This window comes from Cyclobacterium qasimii M12-11B (genome assembly GCF_000427295.1).
In the GTDB taxonomy this organism is placed as follows: domain Bacteria; phylum Bacteroidota; class Bacteroidia; order Cytophagales; family Cyclobacteriaceae; genus Cyclobacterium; species Cyclobacterium qasimii.
Genome location: NZ_ATNM01000180.1, coordinates 1 through 11,744, shown reverse-complemented (window position 1 = coordinate 11,744; position 11,744 = coordinate 1). Strand labels below are relative to the sequence as shown.

Below are 11,744 nucleotides of genomic sequence, written 5' to 3'. Positions count from 1 at the left end.
GTGTNCCTTTTTAGTTTTTTTTGTTTTAGCCAATAAGAATAAAGTCCTGCTAAAAACGAAGTGTTGAAATTATACTTTTTCTGGGGCTCCAAATACGCCTACCATATTGAGTAAGACGAATATTATTACGATAGGGCAAATCCATTTAATAAAAAAGATCCACGCTTTTCTTGGGAAACCTTCAAATGCAGGTGCTCCAATGGTTAACTCTGTGGCAAAAACTTTTACATTTTTGATCCATCCAGAATAAACGCTTAACATTAAGCATATTATTACAATGGCCAAGGTGCCAAAGAAGAAATCCATAAGGTTAAAAAAGCCAATTATATCGTTTCCAAAGAAGTCGATGTGGATAAGATTAAAGAAATTCCCCTTAACTGATGCCAGAGCAGATGGGATACTCAAAAACATAGCAGCAATACCCAATGTCCAGGTTGCTTTTTTCTAGACCATTTTCTTTCATCTATAAAATAGGCAACTGGTACCTCTAGCATGGATATGCTTGAAGTGAGCGCTGCTACCAATAGTAATAGAAAGAACAATCCGCCGATAATATTCCCGAATGGCTCAATTTGGTCAAATACTCTGGGTAGCACATTGAACACTAAAGCTGGCCCTTCATCAGGGCTTACTCCAGGAAGCAATGCAAAGAGTGCAGGGAAGATCATTAGGCCTCCCATAAGCGCTACAGTACTGTCCATTCCTGCTATCCACAAGGAAGACTTTATGATGTTATTTCCTTTTGGAAGGTAGGATCCGAAGGTAATCATCAAACCCCAGCCAACAGATAAACTAAAAAATGCCTGGCCGAGTGCTGATAAAATTACTTTACCATTTATTTTACTAAAGTCTGGAGAAAGATAATATTCAATCCCTTTTGATGCGCCTGGTAATGTCACTGCTCTGGCAGCGATAAGAAGGATTATTAAAAATAAAATAGGCATCAAAAATTTTGCTGCTTTTTCAATTCCTCCTGAAATTCCTCCAAGCACAACACTTATGGTCAGGAGTATGAAGACAATACAGAGAGGGACTACATATAGCGGTGTCTGAATAAACACCTCAAAATCTACAGGTATATTTATCAATTCAGTGAATATGTAACCGATGGTCCAGCCGGCAATTACAGAGTAGTAGCTAAGTACCGCAAAACAAACCACGACACACAAAACCCCTGACGATTGCCAAAACCGGTTTCCTCCCGTTTCCTTAATAGCTCCAACGGGGTTTTTCCCAGATTTTCGACCCAGCGCAATTTCATTTAATAGTAATGGCAGTCCTATCAATAGGACACAAACCAAGTAAACAAATACAAAAGCACCTCCGCCATTTTGTCCAGTGATGTAGGGGAATCTCCAAATATTACCTAACCCCACAGCTGATCCGCCGGCAGCCATGATAAAACCAAACGATGATCCCCATTGTCCGCGCGAGGGTGTTTTACTAGATTTTTGCATATTATTGGGTGAGTTGATAGGGGTTCAAAGTGAAAAATGGTTACATTTTATAATTAGCTAATTTAATTTGTTTTGCTAAAATTGCAATCCCTTCTGTGAAAGTTTTAGGTTTGAATCCCAGAATATTTTTTGCTTTGGAAATATCGAGTCCAGTTTTCAAAGGTCGGGTAGCAACCTGAGTGAAAATGCTTGAATCTGTTTTCTTTATCCCTTCAGCATTTAGCTCAAAAAAATTGGCCGTCTTGATGGCCATATCATATGGGGTTAATAGTTCGTCCCCAGAAATATTGAAGATTCCTGTAGCATTTTTTTCTACGATCAATAGGCAGCCGTTGGCTAAATCTTCAGCAAGTGTTGGTGTCCTGAATTGGTCGTCGACCAGGCTGAGTTCTTTGTTCTGTTCCAGTCCTTTTTTGACCCAAAGGATAATGTTAGACCGGCTCATGTCATGTGCAATGCCATAAACTAAATTGGTCCTAACGATGGACCAGTTGTATTCATAGCCTTGTATTTCAGTTTCTGTATCTATTTTTGTTTTTCCGTAATAGTTAAGCGGATTTGGCTTGGCCAATTCATCATATGGGCCATTTTTGCCATCAAAAATAAAGTCGGTAGAAATAAATATCAAGTGAGATTTTGCATGTGCACTACCTTTCATGATATTCAAAGTTGCCGTTACGTTTTGTTCAAAACAAGCATGCCGGTTTACTTCACATCTGTCCACATCTGTCATTGAAGCTGCATGAATGACATAATCAGGCTTGTAGACTTTAAACACGTCCATTACGTCTGAAAGTTTGGTGATGTCCATTTCTTCATAAATGTAACCTCCCCATTCTGTCGGTAAACGACAATCTCCTCTACCAGTAGCTATTGCAGTGTATTTCCCTTCAATAAGTATCTCTTTTATGATCTTCTGTCCTAGTAAGCCATTGGCACCAGTGATCAGTATTTTTGGCTTATTACTTTTGAGGATATTGATATCCATATTCTCTAGCTATTTTCTTTTTTGATATTAACTCTACATTTACTTTCATGTAAACGGGTGTAATAGGTGTACTGCTCCCCGCTGTCTCCAACGAAGCTATCTCGTCTAAAACATCGAGACCTTTTATTACTTTTCCAAATACAGTATAGGTATCGTCCAAATGAGGCGTACCTCCTACTGTAGTGTAGGCTTGAATCTGATTATTTCTTTTGTCTAATCCCAAATTTAAGTTAAAAAATTTTTCCAGCACTATCTTATTGGAAAGCATTAAGGAATTTATGCTGTCATATTCACCTTTTTGATAAAGATCGCTGTATTTCTCTCGTAACTCAGAATTGCTGTCAAGTTGAAGGTATTTGGAAAATGCTTTTTGAAGTTTCCTTATGTCGGTTGTTAGGGCTGTTTCATCGTATACTTTACCTTCTACTATATAAAACTGGCAACCACTTGATCTCATTTCAGGGTTGATGTTGTCTCCTTGCCTGGCAGCTGCTAAGCTACCTTTCTCATGGATCAAGTTTTCGTCAAATTCAGCAGGGAGCGTGTACCAGTCTTCTTGGTTCATTTCTTCCTTATTGAAAACATCTCCACCTTGTATCATGAAATCTTCAATAATTCGATAAAATGAGGTTGAATCGTACCTTCCTGAACTGGCCAGGTCAATAAAATTTTCTTTATGTACTGGGGTCTCATCGTAAAGAATGGCATACATTTTACCATATTTTGTATCGATGGTAACCAGGTAGTCCTTTTCAGTAGCACATGAACTCGCGATCATTACTAAAATTGCGCCTGTAAGTATCCTAATAAATGATTGTTTAGCCATTTAGTCTTTGCTTAATCTCTTTCAGTAATTTGTCTCCACCACGTGATTTGATGTCCTCGGCTAGCTTTTCGCCAAGTTGCTCGGCCTCTTCCTCTTTTCCTCTATAAGAAGCAAATAATCTTTCTTTACCATCGATCTGCATTAATCCGCCTTCAAGTAATAAAGTGTCACCTTCCCATTTGGCCAATGCAAAAGCAGGGATACTGCAGCCTCCTTCAAGAATCCTTAAAAAGCTTCTTTCTGCCTTTAAGCAAGTCGCAGATTCTCGGTGATTGACGGCTGATTTCACGATAGCTTTCAGGTCAGCGTCCAAACTTTCATGAATTTCTACCCCTATACTTCCTTGACCTACAGCAGGAGTGAACTCCGTGATAGGAAGTTCTTTTTTGATTAGTGAATCGTATCCCATACGGTGGACACCAGCATAAGCTAAGAGTAGGCCGTCACAAATTCCGCTTTCCATTTTAGCTACCCGTGTTTGTAAGTTGCCTCTGATATCAACAGTTTTTACATGTGGATAAAAATACTTTAAGGTGGCGATTCTCCTGGTGGCAGAGGTACCCAGTACTATGGTTTTACTGCTGTCGCTCAAATCTGGAAAATCATCTTTATGGCTTATGATTATATCATTTACTTTTTCTCGTTCAGTAAAGGCAATGACCTCAAATCCCTCAGGAAGGCGTGATGGTAAATCTTTGGCACTATGCACGGCTATGTCTATTTCTCCAGCAGCCAATTTAGTCTCCAACTCTTCCGTGAAAACACCTTTGCTCCCTATTTTTGAAATGGATACATCCAAGATTTTATCCCCCTTGGTTTCAATAGGGATAATGGTGGTTTGAATGCCACTCTTGGTTAATAAATCTGCAACATAATTGGCTTGAAACATAGCCAGCTTACTTCCTCTTGTTCCTATTCTAATTGACTTCATTACGAATCCGATTTCCTTTTTGCGTTTTTTTTCTGGACAGAATTTTCTATAAATGAAACGATATTTCCTGCAATGTCTATTCCTGTAGCTTTCTCTATTCCCTCCAAACCAGGAGAACTATTTACTTCTAAGATCAATGGGCCACGATCTGACTGAAGTAAGTCTACTCCAGCAACAGAAAGCCCAAGGGCTTTGGCGGCATTTAAAGCTGCTGATTTTTCGGCACGTGAAAGCTTGATTACCTCAGCTTTTCCTCCCCTATGTAGGTTGGAACGGAATTCTCCTTCCGCACCCTGTCTTTTCATGGCTCCTACCACTTTGTTGTTGACTATAAATGCCCTGATATCGGCACCTTTTGCTTCCTTGATAAATTCCTGAACAATAATACGCGCTTTCAATCCGTGAAAGGCTTCAATTACAGACTGTCCAGCCTTTCTCGTTTCAGCTAAAACTACGCCCAGACCTTGCGTTCCTTCGAGTAATTTTATAATTAATGGCGCTCCACCAACCATTTCTACGATTTGTTTTTCTCCACCTTTCGAGAAATTTGTAAATGCCGTTTTAGGCATTCCTAAGCCCTCTCTGGATAAAATCTGGAGGGATCGCAACTTGTCTCGGCTACGAACAATTGCCTGAGATTCGATCACGGAAAATACCCCCATCAATTCAAATTGCCTGACCACTGCAGTTCCGTAAAAAGTCACGGATGCTCCAATTCTCGGGATTATGGCGTCTATTCCTGTCAGTTTCTCGCCTTTATAAATGATATAAGGGCCAGTTTGCTCAATTACCAAATCACATGCGGAGTGGTCAATGACCAAGGCTTCATGGCCGGCCTCTCTAATGGCCTGCATGAGACGCTTAGTGGAGTATAATTGTGGATTTCTGGATAATACGGCTATTTTCATTGTCGTTTATTTTTTTACCTTGGGAGCACGATTTACTTTTTCAACGTCTACCAAAAACCTGCCCTTAAGGATTTTTCTTCCTATTAAAACAGCGTTTTTCATTTTGGCACGATCCGAAAGGGTAAAGGCCACCTGGAGGTTATGGTTTCCTAGTATTATGGTGGTATGTATTAAAAATCTTTTTTCAATTTGACCAAAGGAATTCTTTACTTTCTTTACTTTGTAATGGATGATATTTATTTTCTCCCCAGTATAGCCCTTGTCTTCAGGGTCAAGAAGAATCACTTCCAACATCTTTTTGCCTTCTACTTCTACTTCTTCAGCTGAGGACACATGGATGGAACAATTGTAAGCGCCAGTGTCTACTTTGGCATTAATCGCTTTAATGCCCCATTCTGGAAGATCAATTGTTTCTTTCCTCCCAATAATAATTTTTTCCATGGCTTAAAGTTAAGCTTTACTTGAGTAATAGTGAAGGTGGTTATGATATTATTGCATTATGCTGCCTTCATAATTCGGGCCAGATTAAATGCGAGGTCTAAAAATAGAATTTTCGGATTTGCATTTCTTTCAATATGATAATGTGCTTCGTTCAAGGCAGTATATATATTTGACAGTTTTTCGTCAGTCAGTACAGAATTGCTGAATTTGACGATAAACTCTCTGTCCTCATCACTTGTTCGCATCAATTCATTAAGCTGGGCTTTGTTTAATAAAGATTCACGTATGACATTGATACCTGTTAGCAATAAGGACCTCTGACCTTCTTTTGTGAAGTTTGTAATTTGGTCTGCGAAATTTACGATTTCCTGTATTTTAACAGAGTAGCAGTTTCTGAGCCAATCTCTAAAGATCAAAGTATTTTTATCCTCTGTATTTCGGGAAAGCAACATGGCCTCTCTTAAATTCCCATCAGCAAGAGGGGCAATTTGCTGTGCTGCCACAGCCGTAGACAAACCATTTTCAGTCAAAAAGTTTTTAATTTCATCATCTGTGAAATTCCTCACGTGAATTTTCTGGGTCCTGGAAAGTATGGTAGTCAGTAGGCTTTCCGGATGTTGTGTCACCATGAGGAACAAGGTTTTGGCAGGTGGCTCCTCCAGTATCTTTAGAAGTGCGTTAGCTGCCGAAGGGTGCATGGTCTCCGGAGCCCAGATCAACATCATCTTATACCCACCTTCGAAAGATTTTAAAGAGAGGGTTTTGACAATCTGCTTGGCGGTACCTTTAGATATACTCAATGGTTTGTTAATCGCCAGATGAGAATTCCAATCCTGAAGATTACCATAAGGGTTTTTTAGTACAAAAGACCTCCAAGAGGAGAGGAGGTCAGTAGTTTCTTCATCTTCTTTTTTCTTTGCCGCCGGTAGTGGCATGGCAAAATTCAGATCTGGATGTACTAATTTTTCCATCTTAAGGCATGAGGGGCATTTCCCGCATGCGTCCTCAGCTCCTGGATTAGCGCAATTGATATAAGTAGCCATGGCCAATACTAAAGGGAGGTTGGGACTTCCTTCTTTTCCATGAAACAATAATGCATGGGCCAAATGATCGTTTTGAATCGCCTTTATAAGTTTGACTTTCGTTTCCTCAAGTCCTGGTATTGATGAAAAGAGCATGGATTTTTTTATTTAAAATTCTTTGTCCCAAATTCTATAAGGCCTGGTGACTTCAAATACTTTTTGCAAAATTGCCCTTTCATTTTCGTTAAACTCCTTTCCTTTTAAGTCCATTACTCTTTGTGCAGTTTCTTCGAATTTCATGAGTTTGAATGTGCTAAACCCAGCAGCTCCGCCACCCCATGCAAATGAAGAGACGAATTTTCTGGGGAACCCTTCTCCAAATACGTTCGAACCAACACCAATAACGGTACCTGTATTAAGTGTGGTGCCTATTCCCAATTTTGTGTGGTCTGCCACCATTGATCCGCAAAACTGTAGACCAGTGTCTCCAAAGCCACCTTTGGTATAATCCCATATTTTGACAGGCATAAGATTGTTTTTCATGTTTGAAACAACAGAATTAGCACCAAAATTACACCATTCTCCTACCACGCTGTTGCCGATATAGCCATCATGGGATTTGTTGCTATAGCCGAAAAAAACCGTATTAGAAACCTCACCACCTACTTTGCAGCCAGGACCTACTGTTGTGTTTTCACGGATCTTGGCTCCCATGCTGATGATGCTGTCGTCACATAGTGCAAACGGCCCCCTGATCATCGATCCTTCCGAGACTTCAGTATTCTTTCCAATGTAAATGGGTCCATTTGTGGCATTTAAAATAGATGCACGGACTTTGGCTCCTTTTTCTATGAAAATGGCAGGTTCATTGTACATATGGGTATGTGGATCATCCGTTCCCCAAGACACCCTTCTTTTGGTTATAATGTTGAAGTCTTTCCTGATTTCATCACCATTCCACTGAAATATCTGCCATGTTTTGCTAAGCAGTTTTATTTCCGGATCATAATCAATCCGTTTTTTATCAGGCAAATGATCACTGTGGAACTGCTCTGGCTTATCAAAAAATGCGGCCAGTAAGGTGTCTTGATGCCAAAGGGCCTCGTTTCTTTGAGTTCATTGATGGCGTTTACCAAGTCCTCATCCGGGCACAAGGCACCATTAATATACAGCGCCTTGACAGCAAGAGGTGGGAATTTAGACTGCAAATAATTCTGCGTCAAAAAACCGAGGTCTTTAGCGTGTAGTAGGGATTGCCATTTTTTCACTGATTTTAAAAATGCCAATCCTGATTTCTGCTACAGGGCGGGTAAATGTAAAAGGCAAGAGGTTTCCTCTACTCTTGGGGTCATCAAATAAAACAATGTTGTCCATATTACAAAAATAAAAAAGTCTACCAGAAATATGCTTCTGATAGACTTTATCTCAAAGAATAATATGAAAAACTTACTTTTTCTTATATCTTCTATTAAATTTCTCAACTCTACCAGCAGTATCCAAAAGCATTTTCTTGCCAGTATAGAATGGATGTGAAGCAGAGCTAACCTCTACCTTTACCAATGGATAATCTTCGCCATTTTCCCAAGTGATACTATCCTCGGTTTCAATGGTAGATTTGGTCATAAACTTATAATCACTGGAAGTGTCTAAAAAAACTACGTCTCTGTAATTAGGATGGATTTCTTTTTTCATTGTATAGCCTGTTATTTTTATCCTCTTCAAATTGAGGCACAAATTTACCCCTTTTTATAATTTTCTCCAAAACATTCCCTTTCAAATATAAAATACTTCGTTAATTTTATGTCATAATCAGCCAAATCAGTCAATAGACTAGTTTTCAGTAGGATCTTAATGAGACTAATTTTCTGAAAATAGAGGCTAATCAGTATAAAATACGGTTTTTATGAGGTACTTTTTTCTCTTTTTAACGTTTTTGGTTTTCCTTATTTCAAATGTTCAGGCACAAAGTCCCTTGTTACCATTCAATAGGGATTATTATAATCTTTTGGAAAGGTACGAAATAAAAAATGGAGCTTTTAATGATTTTTTCCATACAGGTACCAAGCCTTATCAAAGGGATAATGTGGCTAAATTTCTTGAAAAGTATAAAGAAGAAGCCAGCGATCTCAGTAGGGAAGATGCATTTAATCTCAATTACATGCTACAAGACAACTGGGAATACGCTACGGATTCTTTGGCGTTTTCTAAACGCTCATTGGGAAAGCATATTTATAAAAGGCCCTCGGACTTTTATTATTATAGAGATGAGGTTTTTGATGTGCATGTTAACCCTGTTTTATATTTTCAAGGAGGCATGGAATCTGGAGTTGATAGGGTTCCATTTAGAAATACCCGAGGAATAGCCATTCACGGAAGCATTGATAGGAAAGTTGGCTTCTACACAACGTTAGCTACTACCGATTTAGTGTTCCCTACTTGGGTGGATAGTTATGTAAAGAGCCATGGAGCTATTCCAGGGCAGGGCTTTTGGAAACGCTACGGAGATGATGGGTATAACTTTTTCTCTGCAAGAGGACATTTATCCTTCGAAGCTACTAAACATATTCATGTGCAAATGGGGCATGATAGCCATTTTATTGGGGAAGGCCTAAAGTCATTTGTCCTTTCAGATTTTTCAAACCCTTTTTTATTCTTGAGAATTAATACCAAGATTGGTAAAGTTGATTTTACAAATTTATGGGGCCAAATGACTGCTGATATCATTACCTCTAGGGGCGTTCCAACGGATGGTAGATATCCTCAAAAGTGGTTTTCATTTCATAGGCTTGGAGTTAATTTAGGTAAAAAAATTAATGTTGGCGTATTTGAATCCGTAATGGCAAGCAAAGCGGATTGGAATTATTTTAACCCTATAATCTTTTACAGATGGGTAGAGCATCAATTAGGCACTCCTGATAAGGTGATGCTTGGAACGGATGTCAAATGGCACCCGGCTAAGGGTATGCAGGTTTATGGGCAGTTTGTTCTTGATGAGTTTGTGTTTGATGAGTTTTTTAGCATTTCTGGAGATGGATCGAGTCGGAATAAACATGGGGTTCAGTTGGGGTATAAGTATATAGATGTGGCAGGTGTTAATAACCTGGATTTACAATTGGAATACAATCAGGCAAGACCATTTACCTTTCAGGAGAAATTTGATTATCAGTCCTACACCAATTACCGTATTCCGCTGACCCATCCAAGAGGGGCCAATTTCAGGGAGGCTTTAGCAGTGATGGCATTTCAACCCTTGCCACGATTAACCCTCCGTGGGACTTTTATGTACCAGTTGTATGGCGCAGATCCTACTGAAACGGATAACTTCGGTGGTGACATATTAAAAAGCAGAGTACAAACCAGCACAGGCTTATATGGTAATTATATAGGTCAGGGAATTAAAAACAAGGTAGGCATGGCTACCCTCCATGCGCAGTTCATGTTGCGACAAAATTTGTTCATTGATCTGTCGCAAACCTTAAGAAGAGACTACTCAGATGGAGAATTGACTTCAAAAACCTCCTATGGACAATTGGCGCTAAGGCTGAATATGGGGAGATTTGATCAACATTTTTAATTCCAATTTTCTTAAATCCCGTTTCCTCCTATTAAAAAATAGTAAATTGCGCTCTAGATCTGGCTATTTGGAAACTTTCAATTGGCTGTCCTATGTTGAAGCTCTCAAATAGAATAGGCGAGTCAATTTTGAAAGTATCTCACCAAGCCTTAAATGTTTATGGCCTATCTCGACCAGGCCCGAAAGTCTAGAAGTAGCACGTTTCAGGTTTGATCCAGAGATCAATAATTGAAACGTTTAAGCAGCTGTTTTTCACCTTGCATAATTAGTTAATTTATGAATACATATTTGAGAATATTGGCCTATGCGCGTCCCTATAGGAGGTATTTCCCTACCTATATATCCTATGCGTTGCTGGCTATTGTTTTTGGGCTGTTGAATTTCACCCTTTTGAAGCCACTCTTTGATGTGATTTTTGAGCAGGTGGGTAAGGATGAATTGCTGGTTTATGCAAACAAGCCTGAGTTTTCCTTCAGTGTGAATTATTTCATGCATCTATTTAATTATTATTTCCTTCAGATAGCCAATATCTATGGGAGGTTCGGAACTTTGGTGTATGTATGTATTATCATCGTAATATCAGTCTTTCTAAGTAATTTATTTGCCTACCTCTCAGGAGTGGTTTTAGCTAAAGTCCGCGCAGATATTATACAGGGAATGCGGGTACATATTTTCAACGCTGTAAGTAATATGCATCTCGGTTATTTCTCTGATGAGCGTAAAGGTGATTTGATTAGCAAAATGACCAATGACATTCAGGAGGTCGAAAACAGTATTGTTCAGTCTTTAAGGGTGATTTTTAAAGAGCCGGTTACAATTGTATTGTACTTCGCCGTATTGTTTTTCATGTCCTATGAACTTACCCTATTTACAATATTATTGATACCTATATCAGGCGCCATCATTGGTTATATCACCAAGAAGCTTAGGAAAAAAGCGGAACAAAGTCAGGAATCTTTAGGGAGAATAGTGAATATTTTGGACGAAACCATCGGAGGCATGCGTGTGGTAAAGGCTTTTGGGGCAAGGAAATTTGTTCAGAGCAAATTCGAAGCTGAGACGGGTTACTACGCCAGAGTAAATGTGTCCATGGCTAGAAAAAATGAGCTGGCTTCACCTATTAGCCAGTTTTTAGGGGTTTCAGTAGTTGCTGGAATCTTACTTTATGGGGGTAATTTAGTGCTTAACAATACTTCAGCACTAAGTGCCAGTGAATTCATCGCCTATATTATACTATTTACGCAAGTGCTGAATCCAGCCAAAGAGATCTCCAGAGCGCTAAGCAGTATACAGCGAGGCCTGGCATCTGCCAGACGGATCTTTGCTGTAGTGGACACAAAGCCTAAGATAGTAGATACACCAGATGCTAAAGAATTAAAGGAATTTACAACTTCGGTAGTTTTTGAAAACGTGGGCTTTGCCTACCAGGAAGCTTCGGTGCTGAATAATATTAATTTCGAATTAAAAAAGGGCGGACCATTGCACTAGTAGGTCCCTCAGGCGGAGGTAAGTCTACTTTAGCAGATTTATTGCCCAGGTTTTATGACCCGACCAAAGGAGTAATAAAAATAGATGGGGTGCCGCTTGATACTTACAA

The 11,744-nt window shown here is 39.3% G+C and carries 9 protein-coding genes and 3 pseudogenes; 2 read left to right on the top strand and 10 right to left on the bottom strand.

The genetic code is table 11. The annotated features are described in order from the left end of the window. Positions 1-69: 69 nt before the first annotated feature. The 10 genes and pseudogenes from ADICYQ_RS22220 to ADICYQ_RS22180 form a co-directional block, all read right to left on the bottom strand. Positions 70-1,457, bottom strand: a pseudogene (locus ADICYQ_RS22220) (sodium-dependent transporter). A gap of 40 nt (positions 1,458-1,497) precedes the next feature. Further along, positions 1,498-2,445 (bottom strand): SDR family oxidoreductase, encoded by a 948-nt coding sequence (locus tag ADICYQ_RS22215; RefSeq protein ID WP_020894093.1) that lies wholly within the window; start codon positions 2,443-2,445, stop codon positions 1,498-1,500. Continuing rightward, positions 2,420-3,271, bottom strand: a complete 852-nt coding sequence (locus ADICYQ_RS22210; protein WP_020894092.1) for a peptidylprolyl isomerase — start codon at positions 3,269-3,271, stop codon at positions 2,420-2,422. Before ADICYQ_RS22210 ends, ADICYQ_RS22215 begins: the two co-directional genes overlap by 26 nt. Continuing rightward, positions 3,264-4,202, bottom strand: coding sequence for a hydroxymethylbilane synthase (gene hemC / locus ADICYQ_RS22205; RefSeq protein WP_040417666.1), 939 nt, complete (start codon positions 4,200-4,202; stop codon positions 3,264-3,266). Before hemC ends, ADICYQ_RS22210 begins: the two co-directional genes overlap by 8 nt. Beyond that, entirely contained in the window at positions 4,202-5,110 is a 909-nt protein-coding gene (gene rimK, locus ADICYQ_RS22200; RefSeq protein WP_020894090.1) for a 30S ribosomal protein S6--L-glutamate ligase, read from the bottom strand. Before rimK ends, hemC begins: the two co-directional genes overlap by 1 nt. Positions 5,111-5,116: 6 nt before the next feature. Further along, a complete protein-coding gene (locus ADICYQ_RS22195; RefSeq protein WP_020894089.1) occupies positions 5,117-5,551 on the bottom strand; it encodes an ATP-dependent zinc protease family protein in 435 nt (144 codons plus the stop codon). Between the two features lie 56 nt (positions 5,552-5,607). Beyond that, positions 5,608-6,729 carry a DNA polymerase III subunit gene (locus ADICYQ_RS22190; RefSeq protein ID WP_020894088.1) on the bottom strand — a complete coding sequence of 374 codons (1,122 nt, stop codon included), beginning with the start codon at positions 6,727-6,729 and terminating at the stop codon, positions 5,608-5,610. 12 nt (positions 6,730-6,741) lie between these two features. Continuing rightward, positions 6,742-7,841 (bottom strand): annotated as a pseudogene (locus ADICYQ_RS22185) (putative sugar nucleotidyl transferase). Then, positions 7,810-7,947, bottom strand: coding sequence for a putative sugar nucleotidyl transferase (locus tag ADICYQ_RS29890; RefSeq protein ID WP_020894085.1), 138 nt, complete (start codon positions 7,945-7,947; stop codon positions 7,810-7,812). The pseudogene ADICYQ_RS22185 and the gene ADICYQ_RS29890 overlap by 32 nt, the downstream one beginning before the upstream one ends. Positions 7,948-8,019: 72 nt before the next feature. Next, a complete protein-coding gene (locus ADICYQ_RS22180) occupies positions 8,020-8,265 on the bottom strand; it encodes a type B 50S ribosomal protein L31 (RefSeq protein ID WP_020894084.1) in 246 nt (81 codons plus the stop codon). 211 nt (positions 8,266-8,476) lie between these two features. Between ADICYQ_RS22180 and ADICYQ_RS22175 the strand changes: the two genes are divergently transcribed. Together ADICYQ_RS22175 and ADICYQ_RS22170 are read left to right on the top strand one after the other, a co-directional pair. Then, complete coding sequence (locus ADICYQ_RS22175; protein WP_020894083.1) at positions 8,477-10,147, top strand: hypothetical protein; 1,671 nt, start codon at positions 8,477-8,479, stop codon at positions 10,145-10,147. Between the two features lie 276 nt (positions 10,148-10,423). Next, a pseudogene (locus tag ADICYQ_RS22170) lies at positions 10,424-11,744 on the top strand (ABC transporter ATP-binding protein); the annotation flags it as partial.

Excerpts from the sequence above, each read along its gene's own strand:
- ADICYQ_RS22195 (WP_020894089.1), bottom strand. The coding sequence starts at position 5,551 with ATGGAAAAAATTATTATTGGGAGGAAAGAAACAATTGATCTTCCAGAA.
- ADICYQ_RS22210 (WP_020894092.1), bottom strand. The coding sequence starts at position 3,271 with ATGGCTAAACAATCATTTATTAGGATACTTACAGGCGCAATTTTAGTA.
- ADICYQ_RS22190 (WP_020894088.1), bottom strand. The coding sequence starts at position 6,729 with ATGCTCTTTTCATCAATACCAGGACTTGAGGAAACGAAAGTCAAACTT.
- ADICYQ_RS22180 (WP_020894084.1), bottom strand. The coding sequence starts at position 8,265 with ATGAAAAAAGAAATCCATCCTAATTACAGAGACGTAGTTTTTTTAGAC.
- ADICYQ_RS22215 (WP_020894093.1), bottom strand. The coding sequence starts at position 2,445 with ATGGATATCAATATCCTCAAAAGTAATAAGCCAAAAATACTGATCACT.
- ADICYQ_RS22175 (WP_020894083.1), top strand. The coding sequence starts at position 8,477 with ATGAGGTACTTTTTTCTCTTTTTAACGTTTTTGGTTTTCCTTATTTCA.
- hemC (WP_040417666.1), bottom strand. The coding sequence starts at position 4,202 with ATGAAGTCAATTAGAATAGGAACAAGAGGAAGTAAGCTGGCTATGTTT.
- rimK (WP_020894090.1), bottom strand. The coding sequence starts at position 5,110 with ATGAAAATAGCCGTATTATCCAGAAATCCACAATTATACTCCACTAAG.
- ADICYQ_RS29890 (WP_020894085.1), bottom strand. The coding sequence starts at position 7,947 with ATGGACAACATTGTTTTATTTGATGACCCCAAGAGTAGAGGAAACCTC.